This window comes from Gallaecimonas mangrovi (assembly GCF_003367375.1).
GTDB classification, from domain to species: Bacteria; Pseudomonadota; Gammaproteobacteria; order Enterobacterales; family Gallaecimonadaceae; genus Gallaecimonas; species Gallaecimonas mangrovi.
In genome coordinates this window covers 3,176,269-3,198,116 of record NZ_CP031416.1, presented here as the reverse complement: position 1 = coordinate 3,198,116, position 21,848 = coordinate 3,176,269, and the positions used below count along the sequence as shown (strand labels likewise).

The following is a 21,848-nucleotide window of genomic DNA, read 5'->3' as shown; positions in this document are numbered from 1 at the left end:
GGTTAAAAGTGGTGAAAAGCGCTATGGGTTTTGGTGATCACTTTCTAGGGTTATTCGCCTTTTTCATTGTTACCCGCCGCTGAAAACCGGTTACCGACCACACCATTACATAACCTCTTTCACGCCCTTTTTTAATAACCAGTAATTCACCGGCGATGCGGTCGCTAAGCCACAAAGCATTGCCAACTGCATCATTAACCAAAAGCTGGCGCTGTTAACGGCTAATGGCGCGGCCAATAGCTGCGCGAATAAATAGAAATGGGCAAACGCCATAAAGCCATACATCCCTACTTGCCAGGCGATGAGTGATAAAAAGTCGGCTTTTAGGGCAGCAATAATGGCGTCTTTTACGCCGAGGTTTTGCATCGGTTTAATGGAAAAGTATTGAAAGACGATACCCAGGCCAAAGGCCACCACGAAATCGAGCACCCAGACAGCAAATATCTTTTCTGAAAACAGCCAGTGCCAGCCACAAACGGTGGCTAGCGCCGGTATAAAAAAGGCGAGCCACTCGGCCAAAATATCGCCCAACGTACAGCCACTGCCGCAATGTAGGGTGGCGCTAATGACTTGGGGCGCTTTAATCCTTGGATGCTCGTGATGCTCGTGATGCTCGTGATGCTCGTGATGCTCGTGATGCTCGTGATGCTCGTGATGCTCGTGATGCTCGTGATGCTCGTGATGCTCGTGATGCTCGTGATGTTGTGGTGCGTTGAGTTCGGCTCGGCCAAAACGGCGATAAAAGCGCAGTACCAATAGATGCCCAAACAAACCGCACAGCGGCCATACCCAGTTCATGATGGCCATCGGCTGAGGACGACGATAAAGATCCAAAATCAAGTAAAGACAAGTCGCCAACCCCAGTGCTACCGATAGCCAAGCCAGTTTTTCAATCCATTCTGGGGTCATTTTTGCTCCTTGTTTGTCAGTGTCCGCTTTTTAGCCTAAGGCGCTTGATGTGAAGATCCAGCTTTGCCTTAATTGCCTTTAAGTTAATGACAGAGATAGTAAAAGTGAGCTTAGTGGCCGTTATTGACTCAAGTTTTTCTGAGTATTCACTGCGCTTTTAACTGCTCGATATTGTGAGCGGTTTGCAGGTATAAGCACCTGTGCGCTCTAAAAACGCGAGTGGAAGCAATGGCCATCTGGGTAGTGCTTTGCGGTATAGTTGGGTCCTGAATATCAAGACTGTTGCTCAATGACGGACCAGACCAAAAGGGCCCTTGTGGTCGGGGAACACATTATCCCCGTCGCCCCGGACCAACCTATACTCGACCAACTTCTGCTAAGAGGTATTCCGGTTGAATATCAATGTCGCAGTGGCTTTTGTGGCGCTTGTCGCATGCGCTTGAAAAGCGGTGATGTGCGTTATTTGGAAACACCTATTGCCTACATTAATGAAGGCGAAGTGTTGACCTGTTGCTCTGTTGCTAACAGCCGCATTGTCGAACTGGAAGCTGACTACCTGAAGAAGGAATAAGCCTTGGAACCCTTGTCCATCTATGCCCAGGCATTAGCCGCTTTTGCCGGTTACTTTGCTCTGGCAATAGGCATGCTACTGATCTTCATCCTCATTTATACCTGGATGACGCCCCATGATGAGTTTGGCTTAATTCGCCAAAATAATGTGGCTGCCAGTTTGGCTTTTGGTGGTGCTTTACTGGGTTTTGCGCTGCCGATGGCCAGCGCCGTTGCCAATTCGATGTCGTGGATAGACGGTGCAATTTGGGGGTTAGTGGCGCTAGTGGTGCAAATTCTGACCTTTAAGGTACTGCAGTCACTATTAAAAGGTTTATCGGAACGTATTACCGAAGGAGAGTTGGCGGCAGGCATTTTTGTCGGTCTCACTTCAGTGGCGGTGGGGTTATTGAACGCCGCCTGCATGACTTATTAAAAGGAACCATGATGAAACGCAGCAGGAAAGTGGCTTTATGCTTAATGGCCCCGGTTAGTGCCCTTTATATCGCCGGATGCAGCGAGCCACCGGTAGATGCCGACGTCTTCAAAAGTGTTGACCAATGTGCCGGTTACTACGATCGCAGTAATTGCCAAGCGCAATTTCAGCAAGCCGAAAAGGTGGCTGAAAAAACCGCGCCTCGCTACACCAGTTTGCAAGCCTGTGAAGCCGATTTTGGTAACGGCAACTGCGCAACCCCCGGTCAGCCGCAGCAGTATCAGCAAAGCGGCGGCTATTTTATGCCAATGATGATGGGCTTTATGATGGGGCAGATGCTGAGCGGTGGCCGCAGTGCGGTGCAGACGCAACCGCTTTATCGCTCCAAAGATGACCCTAATACTTACCGCACTGCCCAAAATGTGCCGGTGTCACGCAGCGAAGGGCCGGTGAAAGTGCGGCCTTCTAGCGTGAAGTTGGCGCCTTCTTCTATGGTGCGCCGCGGCGGTTTTGGCGCCCAAGCCGCGCGCCGCATGAGCTATGGTGGCTAATGAAACGGGTCACGATCGAAGAGCGCCCTTGGTGGCGTAAACAAGCCCAGGATTTAGGCTTTCAGTTTCACACTATCGACGGTGAAAAATACTGGGACGAGTCGGCCTACTACCAGTTCAGCCTTAACCAGATTGAAAACGACATCGAGGATGTCACCACCGACTTGCACCAAATGGCGATGGCACTGGTTGATGAAGTGGTGGCCAGTGAAGAAAAGCTGAGCCTGCTTTGTATTCCCGAGCGCCATTGGGATTTGGTGCGCCAGAGCTGGCAGCAGCGCCAGCCTCACCTTTATGGCCGCATGGACTTATCCTACAACGGCCAGGGCCCGGCTAAGCTGTTGGAATTTAACTACGACACTCCTACCTCATTGTATGAGTCAGGTTTTTTCCAATGGTTATGGCTTGAAGATGCCATTAAGCACGATATGGTGCCCAGCGATAGCGACCAATTTAATAGCCTGCAAGAGCAGCTTGAACACCGCTTCGGTAACTTGGGGCTTAAAAGCCTGCATTTTGCCAGTGTGCTCAATAGCGATGAAGACTTAGGGACAGTGCGTTACCTGCAAGATATTGCAGCCCAAGCCGGGCTTGATACCCGCTACGTCGCCATGGAGCAAATTGGTTTTGCTGATGGCCACTTTTGGGACAAAGACAATCAGGCCATTGAAGCGCTCTTTAAGCTCTACCCTTGGGAATTTATGCTGGCCGAGGAGTTTAGCGACTTCATTGCCCAAAGCGATACCTTGTGGTTAGAGCCACCTTGGAAACTGATTTTGGCCAATAAAGGCATTCTGCCGCTACTGTGGCAGGCCAATAAAGGGCATCCTAACCTCTTGGAAGCTTACTTTGACGACGGGGCCAGCCTGGCGCCTGGGTGGGTGAAAAAGCCGGTGTTTTCACGAGAAGGTGCCAATGTCGAGCTGTTGCTCGAAAATGGCCAACACTTGCAAGCGGATGGTCCCTACAATGACGGGCGTTATATTCGCCAGGCCCTGGCTCCGTTGCCTTGCTTTGAAGGTAACTACACCTTAGTTGGCTCTTGGGTGGTGGGGGATGAAGCCTGCGGTATCGGTATTCGTGAAGACAACAGTCTTATTACCAAAGACAGCGCCCGTTTTCTTCCGCACATTATCTGTGATTAAAAAAGTGGGGCAAGCCCCACTTTTTTATGCCGTTATTTCAGGGTGACAACGTCCCCTGTGAGAGCAACACCGGCGATAATGGCGCCGGCACCACACTTAAAGCTGTCATCGCTGCTAGTCAGGTTATTACGGTAGTTTGACTTGATGTTAATAACCGCATTCCCTCCTTCTGCTTCAGCGCGTTCTTTTAGAGATTTCATCGCCGATAGAAACACCCACTGACAAGCCGTTTTATCGCTTTTCATAAAGGCGCTGGTTTTTTGGTTGGTTTGGAAATGACCAAACTCCTTAACCACTTTACCGTGAGAGGTTTTGCCAAAATAAAACTGAATTTTATTCCCCAAAATTTCTTTGGCTTTGGGCTGGGTAAGAGCGTCCTTTACCGAATAGTCATGAACGGTGTCGCGGGCCAGAACGGGGGAGCTAAATAACAGCAATGCGGCAGTGCAGCAAAGGGTTTTTTTTAACATTTGGGGCCTATAAGCGTAATGGTAATGAATGACTGTTGTTGAGTGGAAAAGGAGCATCGGCTCAATTCGTTGCGGTTTCGCTGAGACTTTTTACTCGTTTTTTCAAGCAGCTAAACACTGCTTAATGTGAAGTAAAATGGCAATAAACGTAGCAACATGTCACCCATATAGAATGGATACTGTGATGGTTATCAAATTTTCCTCATTGATTATGGGGAATATATTTCTTTGTTCTTATTTTATCTAATTGTTTTTATTTAGCTTTTTGTCATTTCTGCTTGGTAGCATAGAAATGTGCCACGCTAGTTAAAAATTAACCTTAGTGTTACATTTTATTCGCTTTGAGGAACTTAATAAAAACAGGAAAGTGACATGGAATGGACACTTCTGGCGTCCTTGTCGGCGGCGGTATTAGTGCTTTCTTTACTGGTATTGTTGCCCCCTTTGATTGTGCTACTGGTTAACAGACAGGGTGATTATTCAAAGGAAACCTGGGTCTTGTTGGTGTTACTCACGTCTTGGGTTGGACTTGCATTTTTTTGGTTTGGCACTCGTCCCAAACAACAGCGACAAGCATAAAAAAACCCGCCACTCGGCGGGTTTTTTGATGAGCCCAGTTTATTTTTGGGCGCGCTCGAATGAACTTACGATTTCTGCTTTGGCAGCAGCAGCGTCAGCCCAACCGTCAATTTTTACCCATTTGCCCGGCTCAAGCTCTTTATAACGCTCGAAGAAGTGGGTGATTTGGCTTTTCAACAGCTCAGGCAAGTCGGTAACGTCTTTCACGTCATCGTAGATCTTGGTGAGTTTGGAAACCGGTACTGCAACCACTTTGGCATCTTCGCCAGATTCGTCGGTCATCTTCAAAACGCCAACCGGGCGGCAACGGATCACGGCGCCAGGAACCAGTGGGTAAGGGGTCGGAACCAATACGTCTACTGGGTCACCATCCAAGCTCAGGGTGTGATTTACATAGCCATAGTTGCAGGGGTAGAACATCGGGGTAGACATAAAACGGTCAACGAAAATAGCACCGCTTTCTTTATCAACTTCGTACTTGATAGGGCTGCCGTTGGCTGGGATCTCGATAACAACGTTGATCTCATCGGGGATGTTTTTACCAGCAGGTACCTGATTCAGGCTCATAATTTTGTCCTTTCAACTCTTACTTAGATGGCGCCTATTATAGCGACCTGTCTGTGACTGACTAGCGTTGGTGACGGTAGTATTGCTCAACGGTTGCCACTTCATTTGCAGCCCCCAGCACTACAGCCACCCGCTGGTGAATTTGTTCAGGCTGAATATCCAGAATGCGTTCGGTGCCGGTAGAGGCGCTACCGCCAGCCTGCTCAATTAGCATTGCCATGGGATTGGCTTCATACATCAAACGCAATTTACCGGGTTTTTCCGGTGCGCGGCGATCCCAGGGATAACTAAAGATACCGCCACGGCATAAAATGCGGTGTACATCGGCGACCATGGCCGCCACCCAGCGCATATTAAAATTCTTACCGCGGGGGCCTTCACTGCCTTGCAGCAGATCGTCAATGTAGTCTTGCATCGGTTTAGCCCAGTGACGCTGGTTCGACATATTGATAGCAAATTCTTGGGTGTCACTGGCAATGGTGACCTTGGGCACGGTCAGCAGGTATTCACCGATGGTTTGGTCGAGGGTATACATTTTGACGCCGTTGCCGGTGGTTAATACCAACAGGGTGGCTGGCCCATACAATACATAACCGGCCGCCACTTGTTGGCTACCGGGTTGCAAAAAGCTTGATTCGTCAATAACTAAACTGTGGTCGGCGCGGTAAATAGAAAAGATGGTGCCGACCATGGCATTAATGTCGATGTTAGAAGAGCCGTCTAGCGGATCGAAGGCAATCAGAAATTCGCCGTTCTTATCGCCAACAACGATTTCGTCTTCTTCCTCGGAGGCCAGGGCCTTGACCAAACCGCTTTTAAGGAGCAGGTTCTTGAGCAGGTCATTGGATATAACGTCCAGTTTTTTCTGCACTTCCCCTTGGACATTCTCGTCTTCGGTGGAGCCTAGCACCCCGGCAAGGGCACCTTGATGTAAGCGGAAATTGATGTCTTTGCAGGCAACACCCACAGTCTGAAGCAGGCTGATAAGGGCGTTGTCTACGCCGTCTTGGCGAAGGACGTTAACCAAAGATTGCATGAAAAGAGTCTCGGCGGCAGATAAAAGCGGCTGTCATGATAAACGATTTCGCCTCACCCTCACAGGGCATACGGTTAAGCTTTGCGCATCTTATTGTGCTGTTACACTAGGCGCCAGGAATAACATTTAATGAAAGACATCATGCATATACATATCTTGGGGATCTGCGGCACCTTTATGGGGGGCCTGGCCCAACTTGCCCGAGAATTGGGCCACAAGGTGACCGGCTCAGACCAAAATGTCTACCCGCCGATGAGCACCCAATTGCAAGGTGCTGGTATTGAACTTACAGAGGGTTATGACCCGGCGCAGCTGGACGTTGAACCCGACTTAGTCATTATTGGCAACGCCATGAGCCGCGGTAATCCGTGCGTAGAAGCGGTGCTCAATAAAGGCATTCCCTATACATCGGGGCCGCAGTGGCTTTATGAAGCCGTACTGAAAGACCGCTGGGTATTGGCGGTGAGCGGCACCCATGGCAAAACCACTACCACGTCGATGTTGACCTGGATTTTGGAAGACGCTGGCCTGAAACCCGGCTTCTTGGTGGGCGGCGTGCCTGCCAACTTTGGCCATTCTGCGCGCTTGGGCGATGCCCCTTTCTTTGTCGTGGAAGCCGACGAATATGACACCGCCTTTTTCGACAAGCGCTCGAAGTTTGTGCACTACCGGCCGCGAACCCTGGTCATTAATAATCTCGAATTTGACCATGCCGATATTTTCCCTGACTTGGCCGCTATCCAGCGCCAATTTAACCATCTGTTGCGGATGGTGCCTGGTATTGGCCAGGTGATTGTGCCCGATAGCGACAAGAACGTTGCCGACACCTTGGCCGAAGGCTGCTGGAGTGAGGTATTGCGTTTAGGCAGCGATTTGAAAGCAGAGCTCATAAAAGGCGACGGTAGCCAGTTTACCGTGTTGCACAGTGACGAACGGGTTGAAGTGCACTGGGACTTGGTGGGCATGCACAATGTTAACAATGCCCTGGCGGCGTTGGCGGCAGCGCGTCATGCCGGTGTCACCTTGAAAGTGGCGGCAGACAGCCTCAGCCGCTTTCAAAACGTGGCGCGGCGCCTTGAATTAAAAGGCGAAAAGGCCGGTATTACGGTTTATGACGATTTTGCGCATCACCCCACCGCCATTGCCACCACCATTGATGGCCTGCGCCGCAAGGTCGGTGGGCAGCGTATTCTGGCGGTACTGGAACCGCGCTCTAACACCATGAAGGCAGGTGTACACGCCGACCATTTAAATCAGGCGGTAAAGGCTGCCGACAAAGTCTTTTGGTTCGAGCCTCATGGCTTAAAGTGGTCCATTAAAGATCTCTGCCACGACTCGCTGGTGCCCGCAACCTACAGCGATAGCGTCGATACCCTGGTTGAGATGCTGGCGGCGGAAGCCCGTGCCGGTGACCATATTTTGGTGATGAGTAACGGCGGCTTTGGCGGCATTCATCAAAAACTGTTGGATGCCTTAGAGGCCCGCGAATGAAAACCGAGCTGAGCCTAACACTGGCCATTACTGGCGCATCCGGCATGCCTTATGCGCTGCGGTTAATGGACGTGGTGTTGGCCTCTGGCTGGCAATTGCATTTGCTGGTGTCTTCGGCGGCAAAGGTGGTTATTGCCACCGAAACTGACCTTAAAATTCCGGCCAAGCCTGAAGCCGCCGAAGCCTTTTTAACCGCGCACTTTCAGGCGAAGCCCGGGCAACTGCGGGTTTATGGCAAAGAAGACTGGTTTTCGCCGGTGGCCTCCGGTTCTGCTGCCCCTAAAACCATGGTGATTTGCCCCTGTTCCACCGGCACCTTATCGGCGGTGGCGCAAGGCGCCTCTGATAACCTGGTGGAAAGGGCGGCAGATGTGGTGCTCAAAGAGCAGGGCAAGCTGATTTTGGTGCCAAGGGAAAGCCCGCTGTCGGCCATTCATTTGGAAAACATGCTCAAACTGGCCCGGCTGGGTGTCACCATTATGCCGGCAGCACCGGGCTTTTATCACGAGCCGAAACAGGTAAGTGACTTAGTGGATTTTATGGTGGCACGTATCCTTGACCACATCGGTCTGGATAAAACACTGGTGCCCCGCTGGGGCTATGGGAAAGGCTAACTTTGGCGTATCCTTGCCGGCCTTGAACACCAGGAGACCTCGATGAAACACCGTGTAGACACCCTCATCAGTGAAGCGGATATCAAAGCCAAAGTCGCAGCATTGGCTGAGCAAATTAAGCAAAGCTACGGCGAGGGCGAGAACGTGCTACTTGTGGGGCTGCTGCGTGGCTCGGTGGTGTTTTTGTCTGATCTGGCGCGCGCCCTGAAGATGAGCGCCGAGTTCGATTTTATGACCGTATCAAGCTACGGCAGCTCGATGCATTCCAGCCGCGACGTGAAAATCATCAAAGACTTAGACGAAGACATTCAGGGCCGTAACATTCTGATTGTTGAAGATATTATCGATACCGGTAATACCTTGTCGAAAGTGGTGAAGGTACTGGAAACCCGCGAGCCTAAAAGCATCAAGCTGTGCACCTTGCTCGACAAACCTTCCCGCCGCGAAGTGGATGTGCCGGTGGATTTTATCGGTTTCACCATTCCTGATGAATTTGTGGTGGGTTACGGCATTGACTGGGCACAAAAATACCGCAATTTGCCCTATGTGGGCATAGTGGTACCGCTGGAATAATGACAAAAAAGCCCGGCTTAGCCGGGCTTTCTTAGGCGCTAAAGTAACTGCTCAGTACCTTATCGCGGGTTGGCACAATGTCTTGCTGGCTGGCGATGGTTAACCCCAACTCTTGAAGCTCGCCGTCGGCAACGCCGTAAACCCAGCCGTGAATAGACAAAGACTGCTGCTCTGCCCAGGCTTGCTGTACCGCAGGAGACTGCGCGACGCGGCAAACCGCCTCTAATACATTGAGCTCACATAAACGGTTGGCCTGCTCAGCAAAAGGCAAACCATCGAGCAATGAATTGTGGTGCTCGGCCACGTCAGACAAATCTTCCAACCATTGCCCTAAATAGCCTTGGGCACTGCCACGAAGCGCAGCAGTAATACCGCCGCAACCATAGTGCCCACAAACAATCACATGCCTGACTTTAAGGGCCGAAACCGCAAAGTCGATAACGGCCTGGCAGTTTACATCGGTGGTTAGAACCTGGTTGGCAACATTGCGGTGCACAAAGAGTTCGCCCGGTAACAGGCCGGTTAGTTGCTCGGCCGGGACCCGGGAATCTGCACAACCAATCCAAAGCAGATGCGGATTTTGACGTTCAGCCAAGCGCTCGAAAAAATTCGGGTCCTTTTGGCGCATTTGGTGAGCCCACTCGCGGTTATTGGCAAGCAGGTTTTTAGGGTCTCTCATTCACAATGGGTCTCGGCACAACAGTGGGAAGAGTCTACCTAGAGTCGGGGCGATAACAAATCTGAACAGTAACCTTATAAAGCATAAGGACAAAACTCCACCACTCCCCGGGTGCTTAAAAACGCTGGTCAGCGGCGCTTTATTGCGGATCTCAACAAAACCGCACCCTTTTGAATGGCCCACTTTGTTGTCTTTGGCACTCTATGCGCTGTTACTTGCCCTTATTGACCTAAAACGCTGGGTAACAATATCGGTGTGAAGCTAAAACCATGAGCCTTGGTAGGCCGGTGCCGATACTTTAGCTATAACGTGCACTAAAAAGGTGACCTACTCCTCGGAATAGTTGGCCAAAAAACACAATCTAAGCGCCTGCAATCAGCAGGCTAAGCCTTAGCTGCTATGCTTTTGGGCTGAATCTAGTCTGTTGTTTCCCAGATCCTTTTTATTCATCTCCTTAAAAGGGCAAGCAGGCGTCTTCCTTTATCTCAGCAATAACGAATTTACTGGCAAGGTTTTATTGATGACACCTCTGCGTTCCTGGCAATCCCTACGTACGCGTTTACTGCTAACCATGATATCGCTGGCGTTAGTTGGCGCCTTACTCGGTATTTGGCTTGAACAGCGAGCTGATATGACGGTGGTAAAGCAGCTAACCCAAGAAAAATCGGCCTTAGTGGCGTCTTTGGTACATAACGCCAGTGATGTCAGCGAAGGTATTTTGACGCAAGATTTTCGCGAGCTGGTGGCCAAACATCAGCTCACCCGGCTGTTAGTTATTCGCCAAGGACGTGCGGTGCAAAGTAGCGATGCGGCCTTACAGGGCATGTCCGTTGATGCACTGGCAGCCAAAGTGTGGCTTCCTGACCCCGCTAATTGGCATAAACACCGTGCCGTTTATGGTGCCAGCCAAGCGTTTTTTGTTTATCCGCAGGATAACGGCAAGGTGTCACTGATGATGTGGTTTGACACCCTGCCGTCAAACGCCCTGCAACTGCAAAACCGTCTGCGGCTACTGGTGTTTGCCTTTGTCTTGTGTTTGCTGGGCTGTTCTGTTTTTTATTGGCTTTATCGGCGCATGATGATGAAGCCGCTAGACGATATTCTTGACGTGCTACAGCGCCGTATTGGCGGCGAGCGTACGCTTCGTGTTCCCGCCATGACCACCTATGAACTGGGCCAGTTAGGGCGTTTACTTAACCAAACCATGGACAGTGAAGATGCTGCTTTAAATGCACTGAACGAAAGCCACCAGCAAACCTTGGAACAGCAGTCGCGCTTTGTGCGTATCTTTAAGTCGCTACCTGACTTGGTCACCATCAGTCACTTCGACGATGGCCGCATTGTTGATGTTAATGAAAACTGGGTAAAAACCATTGGCTGGCAAAAGGAAGAAGCGGTAGGTAAAACCGCCAGTGAATTGGGGCTTTGGTTGATGTTTAAAGACCGAGAAGTGCTCCTTAGCAAGATGCAAAATAACCTTTTTCACTGTGAACGGGTGCATTTTCAAACCCGCTGGGGAGAGCGTATTGACGCTGAGGCCTCGGGGTGTTTGTTTGAGGAACAAGGCCAAGCCTTTTTACTGATGTCGTTTCGGGATATCAGCGATAGGCTGCGGCGGGAGCACGATTTGCACCTACTGGCACAAGTGGTGGAAGTCAGCCTTGACGGTGTGATGATAACCGACGCCCAGCAGTCTATCTTGGCGGTTAACAGCGCCTTTTGTGCCATTACCGGTTTTAGTGCCGATGATGTGGTCGGTAAAACCCCCCGGGTTTTAAGTTCGGGCTACCAAGATAAAACCTTTTATCAAACCATGTGGAAGCAGCTTTATGACATCGGCTGCTGGCAAGGGGAGATTTGGAATAAACGTAAAAGCGGCGAAATTTATCCGCAGTGGTTAAATATTCGCAGCGTCAAAGACAATGTCGGCCAAGTGTTGCATTACGTCGCGGTTTTTTCTGATATCACCGACCGAAAAGCTGCCGAGGCTCGCATTGCCTTTTTGGCCTATCACGACCCGCTAACGGGGTTACCTAATCGTACCAGGTTGGTGGAGCGCTGCGATGAAGCCATTGTGGCGGCTGCCCGTCGCCAGCAGCAGCTGGCAATGATTTACTTGGATTTAGACCGCTTTAAATCGATTAACGACAGCCTTGGCCACGATGTTGGCGACGCTTTGCTAAAAGAAGTGGTTAAGCGTTTGCACCCGCTTTGTGGTGATGACGATGTATTGTCTCGCCAGGGCGGCGACGAATTTCTGCTATTGCTGCCAAATGTTGCAGACCGCCGCCAGGTTGAAACGTTAGTGCACAGTATCCTGGCCGTGATGAGCGAGCCTTTTGTGGTGAAAGGGCACCGACTTTGGATAAGTACATCCATCGGTGTGTCTTTCTATCCCGCCGACGGAGACAGTACAGACCAGCTGCTTCGCCGCGCTGATACGGCGCTTTATCATGCCAAAGATAGCGGCCGAGCTTCCTGTAGCTATTTTTCTCAACACATGGACAAAAATCTGGCGGAGCGCCTACGCATCGAGTCGGCCTTAAAAGACGCCATCGGTTCGACTCAGCTCCAACTGTATTACCAACCGCAAATCGAGATTGACACTGGACGTTTAGTTGGGGCAGAGGCGCTGTTACGTTGGGAAAGTCCGGATTTAGGCGCGGTTTCTCCGGGCCGCTTTATCCCGCTGGCCGAAGAAACGGGCCTTATTATTCCGCTCGGGGCTTGGGCGCTAACCGAAGCCTGCCGTGAACTGGCGATATGGCGAGAACTCGGATTTGATGGCTTGATGGCGGTGAATATTTCGGTGAAACAAATCCTAAGAGCCGACTTTTTCACTTTACTGGAGTCGGCGCTGGCAGAAAGCAACATCCCCCCTAATAGCCTGGAGCTGGAACTCACCGAAAGCTTGATGATGGACAACGTGGAAGCCACCTTAGAGGTGGTGCAAAAACTGAAAAGCCTGGATGTGCGCCTTTCCATTGATGATTTTGGTACTGGCTATTCCAGTCTAAGTTATTTAAAACGCTTTGCCGTCGATTGTTTGAAAATCGATCAGAGCTTTATTCGCGGGCTGGGCAACGACAACCAACAGGCAAGATCGCTTATCAGCGCCATCGTCAACATGGCCCATAACCTGGAATTACAGGTGGTGGCTGAAGGGGTTGAAACCGCCGAACAGCTCGCCATTTTGGAAGCAGAAAAGGTTGATATTGCGCAGGGGTACTATTTAGGGAAACCGCAGCCAGCAGAGCAGTTTCGCGCTTTATTACAGCGCCATAGCAAAGGCCGCTGGGCGAATCTTTGAAACAGCGTGTTTTTGGCATTAAAAATTCTATTTCCATTTGATTTTTAAGGTTATTTATCTAACGCATTAATGGCTCCCAATGGTCGGCATCCATCGAAAGATCTGGGTATAATGGCCACACTTAATCGGGAGGAACCATGTCAGCAAGTTCCATTGCGCTGGATATCAGCAATCTTAAAAAAACCTATAAAGGCGGTACCCAAGCCCTAAGAGGGATTGACTTGCAAGTCACCCAGGGTGACTTTTTTGCCCTGTTGGGCCCTAACGGTGCCGGTAAATCCACCACCATTGGCATTTTGTCGTCACTGGTGAATAAGAGTGAAGGCAAGGTCACTATCTTTGGCCACGACCTAGACCGTGACCCGGTTTCCGCAAAAAGTTCCCTGGGGCTGGTGCCACAAGAATTTAACTTCAATCAGTTTGAAACCGTGCTGCAAGTGGTGGTTAACCAAGCGGGCTATTACGGTGTGCCGCGTGCAAAGGCCCTGGTTAAAGCTGAACAACTGCTAAAAGAGCTGGATCTGTGGGGCAAAAAAGACGCCCGTACTCGCGAGCTTTCGGGTGGGATGAAGCGCCGGCTGATGATTGCGCGGGCATTGGTGCACGAGCCGAAACTGCTTATTCTCGATGAGCCTACCGCCGGGGTGGATATCGAAATTCGCCGCTCAATGTGGCGCTATTTACGTCAACTTAATGAGGAAGGGTTAACCATTATTTTAACCACCCATTACCTTGAAGAGGCTGAGATGCTGTGCCGCAACATCGCCATCATCGACCACGGCCGTATTGTCGAAAACACCACCATGAAAGGCCTGCTGGGTAAGCTTAATACCGAAACCTTTATTCTCGACCTGGTAGAAGGCGGTGCAGTACCGACGCTGCAAGGTTTTGAGTCCAGAATGCTGGAAGGAAACAGCCTGGAAGTACAAGTGGCGAAAGAGGCGGGCCTTAACCCACTTTTTGCCCAGCTGACCGCGCAGGGGGTTGAGGTGCTGAGCATGCGGAATAAATCCAACCGCTTGGAAGAGCTTTTTGTCACCCTGGTTGAAAACGGTCGTAATGGAGGTCAGGCATGAATAGCCGTAACCGTGTTGCCTTAAACTCCATCGTGTATAAAGAAATCAACCGCTTTATGCGCATTTGGGTACAAACGCTGGTGCCACCGGCCATTACCATGACCCTGTACTTTATTATTTTCGGTAGCCTTATCGGCAGCCGGGTAGGGCAGATGGGCGGTTATAACTATATGGAGTTTATCGTGCCCGGCCTTATTATGATGTCGGTAATAACCAACTCCTATTCGAATGTTGCATCGAGCTTTTTCTCGGCTAAATTTCAGCGCTTTATTGAAGAAATGCTGGTGGCACCTATTCCCAATAGCATCATCATTTTCGGCTTTGTGGCCGGCGGTATGGCTCGGGGCCTGTTAGTCGGTGCCATTGTGACAGTGGTGTCGCTGTTCTTTGCCCATATTCATATTCAGCACCCGTTGGTGGTGATTGTCACCGTTATTCTAACGTCGTTGTTGTTTAGTCTTGGTGGGCTCCTCAACGCCTTATTCGCAAAAAGCTTTGACGATATCTCTATCGTGCCGACCTTTGTGCTGACACCGCTGACTTATCTTGGCGGGGTTTTTTACTCGATTAGCTTACTGCCCGGCTTTTGGCAGGCACTTAGCCATGTGAACCCGATTTTATACATGGTAAATGCCTTTCGTTATGGCTTTCTTGGCAGTTCTGATATCGCCCTTTGGCAAGCGTTTACGGTACTGGTGGTGATGATTGTGGCCATGTATTTCTTGGCACTACATCTTATTCGTAAAGGCGTGGGGCTGCGTCACTGATGGAAGCCAAAGCCGTTGTTAGTAACCAAGCAGGACTAAACGAAAAGCTCGACGAGGTGGTCTCACGCCACCTTCGTCATACCTTTAAAAAGCCCTATGCCGAGCATAGCCTGGCCGCTTTTGCTGAACTTGAGCAATGGCTTGCCAAGCACAGCGCAAAGCCGCTGGTGTTAGACAGCTGCTGCGGGGTTGGGGAAAGTACGGCGGTGCTGGCCCAGCGCCACCCGGAGGCGGTGGTAGTGGGGGTGGATAAGTCTGCTCATCGCTTAGGCAAACATGCCCATTATGCCTCGGCACAAGATAACTACTTGGTGTTAAGAGCCGACCTAAACGACTTGTGGCGGCTCCTGGTGGAGCACGGCCTTAAGCCCAGTCACCATTACTTGTTGTACCCCAACCCTTGGCCAAAAGCCGCCCATTTAGGCCGGCGCTGGCACGGCGGCCCGAGTTTTGCGGCGCTGTTGGCACTGGGTGGGCAATTAGAAGTGCGTTCCAATTGGCAGCTCTATGTATTGGAGTTTGCCAGAGCCTTGCAATTAGCTGGTATAGAAAGCCAGCAAGCCGAGGTGACCTTAGCACCTATTACCCCATTTGAGCGCAAGTATATGCAGGCAGGGCAGCCGTGCTGGCAGTTAAAAGCGGACCTTAACCTAGCGTAGCGCCGTGCACAGATGCCTAAAAGCACCTACTTTGAAGGTAGCAACCACAACAGAGGGGCTGCCATGAGAGAGCTTATCAAGGTGAAGTTAACGGTGGTTTTTACTGCCGCAGTGTTGCTGCTCGCCCTGGAAGGGCTCTATCTCTGGGCAATGATGGAATAAAAAAACGCCGGCAAGCCGGCGTTTTTTTGTGCTTAAGTAATCAAGCTACCTGCACGGGTATGGCTTTGCTGGTGCGCACGATGTTGTTTTCTGCATCCAGGTAAACCAGGCTGGGCTTGTGCTTTTGCACTTCTTCCGCGTCCAGACGAACAAAGGCGCAAATAATAATACGATCGCCCTTGTCGGCTCGGCGCGCTGCAGCACCGTTAACAGAAATGACTTTAGAACCACGTTCGCCACTAATGGCGTAGGTGGTAAAGCGCTCACCGTTGTCGATGTTGTAGATTTGGATTTCTTCGTATTCCAGAATGCCGGCAGCATCAAGAAGATCCTGGTCAATGGCACAGGAACCTTCATATTCCAAGACAGAGTGAGTAACTCGGGCTTGGTGCAGTTTGCCTTGCAGCATGACTCTTTGCATGGCTAAAAATCCTATAATTTTTTCGCGACGATGACGGAAAACGCGGCAATATTACCACGCAGCCGCAAAAGTCGGCGCAATATAAACCAAATATTTCAGGCCTGCAAATTCACAAGCAGGTTGTCTATCAGGCGCGCTTTACCAATGTAAGCTGCCGCCAATAACACGACTTCCTGATCGTTCTTGGTTGCCGGTGCCAGAGTATCGGCATTCAGAATGTGGAGGTAGTCGGGTTTAAAGCCAGCCTGTTCCAGGCGGCTTTTGCCTTGCTCAATGAGCGCAGCAAAATCGGTGTTCCCTTGCGCTAAGGCTTCGCCCATTGCTTGCAAGGTGGCATAAAGGGCCGGGGCTTGTTGCCGCTGCTCAGCAATAAGGTAGCCGTTACGTGAACTCAGCGCCAAGCCGCTTTCTGCGCGAACCGTCGCAACGCCGCGGATCTCAATCGGCATGGCTAAGTCTTCAACCATGCGCCGAATAACGGCCAGCTGCTGATAGTCTTTCATGCCAAAACAGGCAACATCCGGCTGAACCAAGTTAAATAGCTTACACACTACCGTGGTCACGCCACGAAAATGCCCAGGCCGGGTTTGACCACAGTACAGATCGGAAATGCCAGGGACTTCAACTTTGGTGTGGCCTTCCATGCCATGCGGGTAGAGCGCTTCGGGGGGCGGCATAAACAGCAAATCGACCCCTTCATCAAACAAGGCCCGGGAATCTTCTTCCGGGGTGCGCGGGTAGGCGCTTAGGTCTTCGTTAGCACCAAACTGCATGGGGTTTACAAAAATAGAAACAACCACACGGTCTGCTTGCTGTTTTGCTTCCCTGACCAGGGTCAGGTGGCCTTCGTGAAGGTTACCCATGGTTGGGACCAGAGCGACTTTTTCGCCCTTCTGGTGCCAGGCCTTTACCTGGGCACGCAGATCTTTTACGGAATGCACGGTGCGCATTCGGCTATTACCTCACTCAAACGAATGCTCGGCCGCCGGAAAATGTCCTTCGGCCACGTCAGAGACATAACGAGCAACCGCTTGTTGCATGTTACCTGTCTCGGTTAAGAAATTCTTAGAAAACTTAGGGATATGGCCAGCACTAATCCCAAAAAGGTCATGCATTACCAATATTTGGCCGTCGGTGTCAGGGCCAGCGCCAATGCCGATAACCGGAATGCTGAGCGCCTCGGTAACGGCCTTGGCCACTTTTTGGCTGACGCATTCGATAACCAGTAGTTGTGCGCCAGCGGCTTCTACCGCTTTAGCTTCACGCAGAATGCGCTGGGCGTCTTCGTCGGATTTGCCTTGTACCTTGTAGCCACCCATCAGGTGCACTGATTGTGGCATCAGGCCAATGTGGGCACAGACCGGCACACTACGTTGCACCAAGCTGCGGATGGTGTCGCAAATCCATTCGCCGCCTTCTAATTTCACCATCTGTGCGCCAGCGCGCATCAGGGTGGCAGCGTTTTCACAGGCCTTTTCGTGGGTGGCGTAGCTCATAAAGGGCAAGTCAGCGACGATAAGGGCGCCTTGGGTGGCGGCTCTGACGCAACGGGTATGGTAGGCAATATCGTCAACCGTTACGGCCAAGGTATCGTCGAGCCCTTGAACCACATTACCCAGCGAATCGCCAATCAACAGCATTGACACCCCATGGTCGTCAAAAAGCTTGGCAAAACTGGCGTCGTAAGCGGTAAGGGTGGCGAATTTTTCACCACGCTGTTTCATTTTATGCAGAGTAGAAATGCTGATGCGTTTTTTCAGCGCGGCTTCATTGACCTTGCTCATAAGGAGGCCTTCCGAGCGAATTAGGGCGATTACTCTAACGCAAGGTTCGGCAGTCGCAAAGTGGTGGTGCCACCTTGACGAGGTCATTTGTAGTGCAGGCCAGATCTACCAAGGCTTTGCCATCTGGTAGTACCAGTTCAGGGGAGAGCTCAAATAGGGGCTGGATCACAAAATTGCGATCTTTTAAGCCATAATGCGGCACCTTAAGGCGCGGCAAATCGAGGGTAATTTGCCCGTAAAGCAGCAAGTCTAAATCCAGGGTGCGCTCGCCCCAGTGCCGCGTTCTGATGCGGCCTTGCTGGTTCTCTATGGCTTGCAAAGCATCCAGTAGGGCCAAAGGCGCAAGCGCAGTATCAATTAGCGCTACCGCATTAACGTAATCGGGTTGGTCTTGCGGGCCCATGGGGGCGCTGCGATAAAAGCTGGAACTGGCGAGAAGGCGAGTCTCTGGCAGGGCGGCAAGGTGGTGCAGTGCCTGCCAGAGTTGGCGGGCTGGGCTGGTAAGGTTGGCGCCCAGCCCGATATAGGCCTTATTGCTCATTGTTGGGTTTGCGGCGCGGCTTGCGTTTGCGAGGTTTACGCCGTTTGGCACCTTTACTGTCAAAAATGCCCGCTACCAAGCGTTGCCTCTCAGCACCTTCAACGTTTTGATATTCCTTCCACCATTCGGCCAAGGCTTTAATTTCTTTGCCTTCAACCTCACCGCGCATTTCTAAAAAGTCATAAGCGGCGCGAAACCGCGGATGCTCAAACAAGCGCTCAGCCCGGCGGCCGGCACGTTTATCAAGGCGGGTTTGCAGGGTCCAAATTTCGCGAATAGTGGTGGTAAAACGTCGTGGGATCGCGATATGGCGGCACTGCTCGTCCAAGACTTCGTTCATGGCGATTTGGTAAGCGTCATTACTGGGCAGGCCCGATTCGAGCAAAATGTCTTGCGCGCGTATATCCAGCACCGGCCACAGCAGCGCTGCAAACAGGTATGCCGGGGTGCTCTTCATGTCGTTACGCACCCGATAGTCGGTGTTTTCCAGGGCCAGTTGTATAAAACGGCTGGCCCTTTGGTCACTTAAAAAGGGCGTTAGGCTGGGGAAGAGACGTTGGAACAAGCCGTAGTCGCACAGCATGCGAAAATTATCCAGGCCATGGCCTGCCATAAAGAGCTTGAGGCTTTCTTCAAAAAGGCGTGCTGCCGGAATGTCATCCAGCAGGGATGCCAGCTCTTGGATAGGCGCGGCCGTGGCGGGGGCAATGTCCATATCGAGCTTGGTAGCAAAACGTACGGCGCGCAGCATCCGCACCGGGTCTTCACGGTAGCGGGTGGCCGGGTCGCCAATCAGTTCAATACGGCGGTTTTCTATCGCCTGCATGCCACCAGCAAAATCAATGATGCTGTAGTCGGCAATGTTGTAATAAAGGGCATTGATAGAAAAATCGCGGCGCAGGGCGTCTTCTTCGACTGAATCGGAATAAGCATTATCGCGCAGCAACATGCCTTCGTCGGAGCGAGCGGCGTCGGGGTTGTCAGTTAAGCTGCCCCTAAAGGTTGCCACTTCGATGACTTCGCGACCAAAAAGAATATGGGCAAGACGGAACCGGCGGCCAACCAGGCGGCAGTTGCGAAACAACTTCTTGATTTCGTCAGGAGTGGCGTTGGTAACAATATCGAAGTCTTTGGGTTTGAGGCCCAAAAGCAAGTCGCGCACACCGCCACCAACCAAATAGGCCTGGTAACCCGCCTTGTTCAATCGATACAACACTTTTAGCGCATTATCGCTGATCGCTTTGCGGCTAATATTGTGGTTATCCCTGGCGATGACGCTGGTGATTTGTTGTTCTTTACCACCGACCACGCGACGGCAGAAATCTATAACTCGGGAAATAATGTCGTTCACCTGAAAACACAAGCAATCTGTTTAAGGCGCAAATCATACCTAAGCTTGCGCCGGTTGAGAATCATCCAGCCATGACCATTGTGTGATGGCGTCGGATAATAAGGCATCAACGGAGCTGTCATCTCGCGCTTTAAGCCCCAAATACGCCATGGCTTGCTTAAGGGCAGGCAGTGGCGCTTTATCATTTATGGGGTCAGCATGATTCTGCTTTGACAGTTTTTGTCCGTCATCCCCCAACACCAGTGGTAAATGCAAATAATGGCAATGGCTCGCGCCCAAAGCATTATAAAGCCCGAGCTGCCAGACGGTTGCGTCGAGCAAGTCCAGGCCTCGCACCACATGGGTAACACCTTGGTCTATATCGTCGCTGACAACGGCCAATTGATACGCATAAAGGCCGTCTTTGCGATGAATAATAAAATCTTCTGCGGCCAATGTTTGGCCAACTTCCACAGCACCGAGACGGCGGTCAGTAAACCGATAAACCGGGGCGTCATTTTTAAAACGCAGCGCTGCCGGTTGCCCCTCTGGTGGCGTTTGGCAATCTTTTCGGCTGTGCAGCCCTTGGGCCTTAAGCTGTTTACGGGTACAGCCACAGCGATAGCTTTGTTGCCGCGCTGCCAATGCTGCCAAACGCGCGTCATACGCAGCGTGGCATTGGCTTTGATATCGTATTTCTCCATCCCAATGGAGGCCAAAGGCGTCCAAAGTGCGCAAAATGGCACTGTCGGCACCGGGCATTTCACGGGGAGGGTCGATATCTTCGATGCGGACTAACCAGCGGCCATTATTGGCTCTAGCGTCCAAAAAAGAACCAAGGGCCGCCACCAATGAACCCAGGTGTAACGGCCCTGAAGGACTAGGGGCAAAGCGCCCTATGTAATGGCTGGCCATTAGCCAGCCATTTGCTTCTCGCGGATCTCAGCAAGAGTTTTGCAGTCAATACACAGCTCAGCGGTCGGGCGAGCTTCAAGACGGCGAATACCAATCTCAATGCCGCAAGACTCGCAGAAGCCGTATTCGCCTTCTTCGATGATCTGCAAGGTCTTTTCAATCTTCTTAATGAGTTTGCGCTCGCGGTCACGGGTGCGCAGCTCCAGACTGAATTCTTCTTCTTGTGACGCACGGTCAGCAGGATCAGCAAAGTTGGCTGCTTCATCCTTCATATGGGTCACGGTACGATCCACTTCTTCCCTGAGCTGGCGACGCCATGCTTCGAGGATTTTGCGAAAATGCGCAAGTTGATCCTCGTTCATGTACTCTTCGCCTGGCTTCTCTTGATAAGGCTCCACGCCGGCAATAGCCAGAACCCCCAAGGAGCTTTTCTTTTTGACTTCAGCCATGCTGACTCTCCTAATCATCAGGACGATGTGAGCCTTCAGCTCGTTTAAGGCGGCTATCTATAACAGATAGTTCCGGCCAGGACAACGCTTAGATGATGACTTTAACAGCCTTGTCAAGAACTAGCCCTTCAATTCCAATCGCTGCTTTACGGGCCAGCAACTTGACGCCGCTATCAGCGACTTCTTTAAGCCTTTGAGCATAGACAGGATCTATATGCTCTGCCGCTTTCACCTGTTCGATACCGCTGTGCAGTACTGTAAACAAAAGTGCGGCTTCCTCTCCTGCCTGCACCTTGGCGACCAAAGCATCCAAGTGCTTGAGTGCGCGCGCACTTTTCGCATCTGGAAAGGCCCCTATGCCGTTTTCCAGCAGCAGCGTTACGCTTTTAACTTCCAGCCATAGCTTGCGGCCCTGGCCTTCTAATACGAAATCGACACGACTTCCGGCGCCATCATCCTGTTCAGGTAAGACCGTATCAGCAAACGCAAGTTCGCTGATCCGCTTTGCAAGCAGCGCTTCTTTTACTATGGCGTTGGCACGAGCGGTATTGATGCAAATTAGCTGGCCGTCTTTTTCGGTTAACTCCCAACTACCGGGCAGCTTCTTTTTGGGGCTGGGGTCATAGCGAAACCAGATGGTATCCCCCGGCTCGCCGCAGCCGGTCATGGCTCCGGTGTTGGCGCAGTGAATGGTTAACGGGCCACGGGCACTATCAATATCAGCTAAAAAGCGTTTGTAGCGTTTAATCAGGGTGGCCTTTTCCAATACCGGCTGAAACTTCATTAATCCACTCCTGCTGTAAAGCGCCTATAAAAGAGGAAGACACGGCAGCCT

Annotated in this window: 24 protein-coding genes; 11 read left to right on the top strand and 13 right to left on the bottom strand. The window is 51.3% G+C overall.

Translation table 11 applies throughout. From position 1 onward, the window contains the following. Positions 1-105: 105 nt before the first annotated feature. A complete protein-coding gene (locus tag DW350_RS15245) occupies positions 106-909 on the bottom strand; it encodes a DUF4396 domain-containing protein (protein WP_115719755.1) in 804 nt (267 codons plus the stop codon). 289 nt (positions 910-1,198) lie between these two features. On the opposite strand from DW350_RS15245, the gene yfaE reads away from it, so the two are divergent. The 4 genes from yfaE to DW350_RS15225 are packed head-to-tail and all read left to right on the top strand — an operon-like array spanning position 1,199 to position 3,590. Then, entirely contained in the window at positions 1,199-1,480 is a 282-nt protein-coding gene (gene yfaE, locus DW350_RS15240; RefSeq protein WP_115719754.1) for a class I ribonucleotide reductase maintenance protein YfaE, read from the top strand. Between the two features lie 3 nt (positions 1,481-1,483). Next, positions 1,484-1,894, top strand: coding sequence for a DUF350 domain-containing protein (locus DW350_RS15235; RefSeq protein ID WP_115719753.1), 411 nt, complete (start codon positions 1,484-1,486; stop codon positions 1,892-1,894). Between the two features lie 11 nt (positions 1,895-1,905). Next, positions 1,906-2,445 carry a DUF1190 domain-containing protein gene (locus DW350_RS15230; RefSeq protein ID WP_115719752.1) on the top strand — a complete coding sequence of 180 codons (540 nt, stop codon included), beginning with the start codon at positions 1,906-1,908 and terminating at the stop codon, positions 2,443-2,445. Next, entirely contained in the window at positions 2,445-3,590 is a 1,146-nt protein-coding gene (locus tag DW350_RS15225; protein WP_115719751.1) for a glutathionylspermidine synthase family protein, read from the top strand. The genes DW350_RS15230 and DW350_RS15225 overlap by 1 nt, the downstream gene beginning before the upstream one ends. A gap of 32 nt (positions 3,591-3,622) precedes the next feature. On the opposite strand, the gene DW350_RS15220 is transcribed toward DW350_RS15225, so the two are convergent. From DW350_RS15220 to DW350_RS15205, 3 genes are all read right to left on the bottom strand, one after another. Continuing rightward, on the bottom strand, positions 3,623-4,060 hold the full coding sequence (locus DW350_RS15220) for an excinuclease ABC subunit A (protein WP_115719750.1): 438 nt from the start codon (positions 4,058-4,060) through the stop codon (positions 3,623-3,625). Positions 4,061-4,678: 618 nt separating this feature from the next. After that, complete coding sequence (ppa, locus tag DW350_RS15210) at positions 4,679-5,206, bottom strand: inorganic diphosphatase (protein WP_115719748.1); 528 nt, start codon at positions 5,204-5,206, stop codon at positions 4,679-4,681. A 61-nt stretch (positions 5,207-5,267) separates the two neighbouring features. Further along, positions 5,268-6,242: a class 1 fructose-bisphosphatase gene (locus tag DW350_RS15205; protein ID WP_115719747.1), complete on the bottom strand. Its 975-nt coding sequence runs from the start codon at positions 6,240-6,242 to the stop codon at positions 5,268-5,270. A gap of 141 nt (positions 6,243-6,383) precedes the next feature. Here DW350_RS15205 and mpl point away from each other — a divergent pair, with 141 nt between their 5' ends. Genes mpl through hpt form a run of 3 tightly spaced genes read left to right on the top strand, consistent with a single transcriptional unit; the run spans position 6,384 to position 8,920 of the window. Then, positions 6,384-7,733 carry a UDP-N-acetylmuramate:L-alanyl-gamma-D-glutamyl-meso-diaminopimelate ligase gene (gene mpl / locus DW350_RS15200; protein ID WP_115720660.1) on the top strand — a complete coding sequence of 450 codons (1,350 nt, stop codon included), beginning with the start codon at positions 6,384-6,386 and terminating at the stop codon, positions 7,731-7,733. Beyond that, positions 7,730-8,347, top strand: coding sequence for a flavin prenyltransferase UbiX (locus tag DW350_RS15195; RefSeq protein ID WP_115719746.1), 618 nt, complete (start codon positions 7,730-7,732; stop codon positions 8,345-8,347). The genes mpl and DW350_RS15195 overlap by 4 nt, the downstream gene beginning before the upstream one ends. 42 nt (positions 8,348-8,389) lie before the next feature. Further along, positions 8,390-8,920 (top strand): hypoxanthine phosphoribosyltransferase, encoded by a 531-nt coding sequence (hpt, locus tag DW350_RS15190; protein WP_115719745.1) that lies wholly within the window; start codon positions 8,390-8,392, stop codon positions 8,918-8,920. Positions 8,921-8,951: 31 nt separating this feature from the next. Here the strand turns inward: hpt and DW350_RS15185 are convergent, their stop codons facing one another. Next, the gene (locus DW350_RS15185) at positions 8,952-9,599 is read right to left on the bottom strand and encodes a carbonic anhydrase (protein ID WP_115719744.1); all 648 of its coding nucleotides are present in this window, start codon (positions 9,597-9,599) and stop codon (positions 8,952-8,954) included. Positions 9,600-10,119: 520 nt separating this feature from the next. Between DW350_RS15185 and DW350_RS15180 the strand changes: the two genes are divergently transcribed. The 4 genes from DW350_RS15180 (at position 10,120) to trmB (ending at position 15,411) form a co-directional block, all read left to right on the top strand. Further along, entirely contained in the window at positions 10,120-12,909 is a 2,790-nt protein-coding gene (locus DW350_RS15180; RefSeq protein WP_115719743.1) for an EAL domain-containing protein, read from the top strand. Positions 12,910-13,046: 137 nt separating this feature from the next. Next, the gene (locus tag DW350_RS15175; protein ID WP_115719742.1) at positions 13,047-13,985 is read left to right on the top strand and encodes an ABC transporter ATP-binding protein; all 939 of its coding nucleotides are present in this window, start codon (positions 13,047-13,049) and stop codon (positions 13,983-13,985) included. Next, on the top strand, positions 13,982-14,752 hold the full coding sequence (locus DW350_RS15170) for an ABC transporter permease (protein ID WP_115719741.1): 771 nt from the start codon (positions 13,982-13,984) through the stop codon (positions 14,750-14,752). The genes DW350_RS15175 and DW350_RS15170 overlap by 4 nt, the downstream gene beginning before the upstream one ends. Next, positions 14,752-15,411 carry a tRNA (guanine(46)-N(7))-methyltransferase TrmB gene (gene trmB, locus DW350_RS15165; RefSeq protein WP_115719740.1) on the top strand — a complete coding sequence of 220 codons (660 nt, stop codon included), beginning with the start codon at positions 14,752-14,754 and terminating at the stop codon, positions 15,409-15,411. Before DW350_RS15170 ends, trmB begins: the two co-directional genes overlap by 1 nt. Before the next feature lie 202 nt (positions 15,412-15,613). Here the strand turns inward: trmB and panD are convergent, their stop codons facing one another. The 8 genes from panD to sfsA form a co-directional block, all read right to left on the bottom strand. Then, positions 15,614-15,994 carry an aspartate 1-decarboxylase gene (panD, locus tag DW350_RS15160; RefSeq protein ID WP_115719739.1) on the bottom strand — a complete coding sequence of 127 codons (381 nt, stop codon included), beginning with the start codon at positions 15,992-15,994 and terminating at the stop codon, positions 15,614-15,616. 95 nt (positions 15,995-16,089) lie between these two features. Further along, complete coding sequence (gene panC / locus DW350_RS15155; RefSeq protein ID WP_115719738.1) at positions 16,090-16,944, bottom strand: pantoate--beta-alanine ligase; 855 nt, start codon at positions 16,942-16,944, stop codon at positions 16,090-16,092. Between the two features lie 12 nt (positions 16,945-16,956). Further along, the gene (panB, locus tag DW350_RS15150) at positions 16,957-17,778 is read right to left on the bottom strand and encodes a 3-methyl-2-oxobutanoate hydroxymethyltransferase (RefSeq protein WP_115719737.1); all 822 of its coding nucleotides are present in this window, start codon (positions 17,776-17,778) and stop codon (positions 16,957-16,959) included. 34 nt (positions 17,779-17,812) lie between these two features. Continuing rightward, positions 17,813-18,319, bottom strand: a complete 507-nt coding sequence (gene folK, locus DW350_RS15145; protein WP_115719736.1) for a 2-amino-4-hydroxy-6-hydroxymethyldihydropteridine diphosphokinase — start codon at positions 18,317-18,319, stop codon at positions 17,813-17,815. Then, entirely contained in the window at positions 18,309-19,661 is a 1,353-nt protein-coding gene (gene pcnB, locus DW350_RS15140; RefSeq protein WP_419178355.1) for a polynucleotide adenylyltransferase PcnB, read from the bottom strand. The genes folK and pcnB overlap by 11 nt, the downstream gene beginning before the upstream one ends. Before the next feature lie 48 nt (positions 19,662-19,709). Next, entirely contained in the window at positions 19,710-20,564 is an 855-nt protein-coding gene (gene gluQRS / locus DW350_RS15135) for a tRNA glutamyl-Q(34) synthetase GluQRS (RefSeq protein WP_115719735.1), read from the bottom strand. Next, positions 20,564-21,013, bottom strand: a complete 450-nt coding sequence (dksA, locus tag DW350_RS15130) for an RNA polymerase-binding protein DksA (RefSeq protein ID WP_115719734.1) — start codon at positions 21,011-21,013, stop codon at positions 20,564-20,566. The genes gluQRS and dksA overlap by 1 nt, the downstream gene beginning before the upstream one ends. 88 nt (positions 21,014-21,101) lie before the next feature. Continuing rightward, positions 21,102-21,797 carry a DNA/RNA nuclease SfsA gene (gene sfsA / locus DW350_RS15125; RefSeq protein ID WP_115719733.1) on the bottom strand — a complete coding sequence of 232 codons (696 nt, stop codon included), beginning with the start codon at positions 21,795-21,797 and terminating at the stop codon, positions 21,102-21,104. Positions 21,798-21,848 lie beyond the last annotated feature (51 nt).

Bases quoted from the DNA above. Each gene is read 5' to 3' on its own strand.
- DW350_RS15245 (WP_115719755.1), bottom strand. From the start codon at position 909: ATGACCCCAGAATGGATTGAAAAACTGGCTTGGCTATCGGTAGCACTG.
- yfaE (WP_115719754.1), top strand. From the start codon at position 1,199: ATGACGGACCAGACCAAAAGGGCCCTTGTGGTCGGGGAACACATTATC.
- DW350_RS15230 (WP_115719752.1), top strand. From the start codon at position 1,906: ATGAAACGCAGCAGGAAAGTGGCTTTATGCTTAATGGCCCCGGTTAGT.
- DW350_RS15225 (WP_115719751.1), top strand. From the start codon at position 2,445: ATGAAACGGGTCACGATCGAAGAGCGCCCTTGGTGGCGTAAACAAGCC.
- DW350_RS15220 (WP_115719750.1), bottom strand. From the start codon at position 4,060: ATGTTAAAAAAAACCCTTTGCTGCACTGCCGCATTGCTGTTATTTAGC.
- ppa (WP_115719748.1), bottom strand. From the start codon at position 5,206: ATGAGCCTGAATCAGGTACCTGCTGGTAAAAACATCCCCGATGAGATC.
- DW350_RS15205 (WP_115719747.1), bottom strand. From the start codon at position 6,242: ATGCAATCTTTGGTTAACGTCCTTCGCCAAGACGGCGTAGACAACGCC.
- mpl (WP_115720660.1), top strand. From the start codon at position 6,384: ATGCATATACATATCTTGGGGATCTGCGGCACCTTTATGGGGGGCCTG.
- DW350_RS15195 (WP_115719746.1), top strand. From the start codon at position 7,730: ATGAAAACCGAGCTGAGCCTAACACTGGCCATTACTGGCGCATCCGGC.
- hpt (WP_115719745.1), top strand. From the start codon at position 8,390: ATGAAACACCGTGTAGACACCCTCATCAGTGAAGCGGATATCAAAGCC.
- DW350_RS15185 (WP_115719744.1), bottom strand. From the start codon at position 9,599: ATGAGAGACCCTAAAAACCTGCTTGCCAATAACCGCGAGTGGGCTCAC.
- DW350_RS15180 (WP_115719743.1), top strand. From the start codon at position 10,120: ATGACACCTCTGCGTTCCTGGCAATCCCTACGTACGCGTTTACTGCTA.
- DW350_RS15175 (WP_115719742.1), top strand. From the start codon at position 13,047: ATGTCAGCAAGTTCCATTGCGCTGGATATCAGCAATCTTAAAAAAACC.
- DW350_RS15170 (WP_115719741.1), top strand. From the start codon at position 13,982: ATGAATAGCCGTAACCGTGTTGCCTTAAACTCCATCGTGTATAAAGAA.
- trmB (WP_115719740.1), top strand. From the start codon at position 14,752: ATGGAAGCCAAAGCCGTTGTTAGTAACCAAGCAGGACTAAACGAAAAG.
- panD (WP_115719739.1), bottom strand. From the start codon at position 15,994: ATGCAAAGAGTCATGCTGCAAGGCAAACTGCACCAAGCCCGAGTTACT.
- panC (WP_115719738.1), bottom strand. From the start codon at position 16,944: ATGCGCACCGTGCATTCCGTAAAAGATCTGCGTGCCCAGGTAAAGGCC.
- panB (WP_115719737.1), bottom strand. From the start codon at position 17,778: ATGAGCAAGGTCAATGAAGCCGCGCTGAAAAAACGCATCAGCATTTCT.
- folK (WP_115719736.1), bottom strand. From the start codon at position 18,319: ATGAGCAATAAGGCCTATATCGGGCTGGGCGCCAACCTTACCAGCCCA.
- gluQRS (WP_115719735.1), bottom strand. From the start codon at position 20,564: ATGGCCAGCCATTACATAGGGCGCTTTGCCCCTAGTCCTTCAGGGCCG.
- dksA (WP_115719734.1), bottom strand. From the start codon at position 21,013: ATGGCTGAAGTCAAAAAGAAAAGCTCCTTGGGGGTTCTGGCTATTGCC.
- sfsA (WP_115719733.1), bottom strand. From the start codon at position 21,797: ATGAAGTTTCAGCCGGTATTGGAAAAGGCCACCCTGATTAAACGCTAC.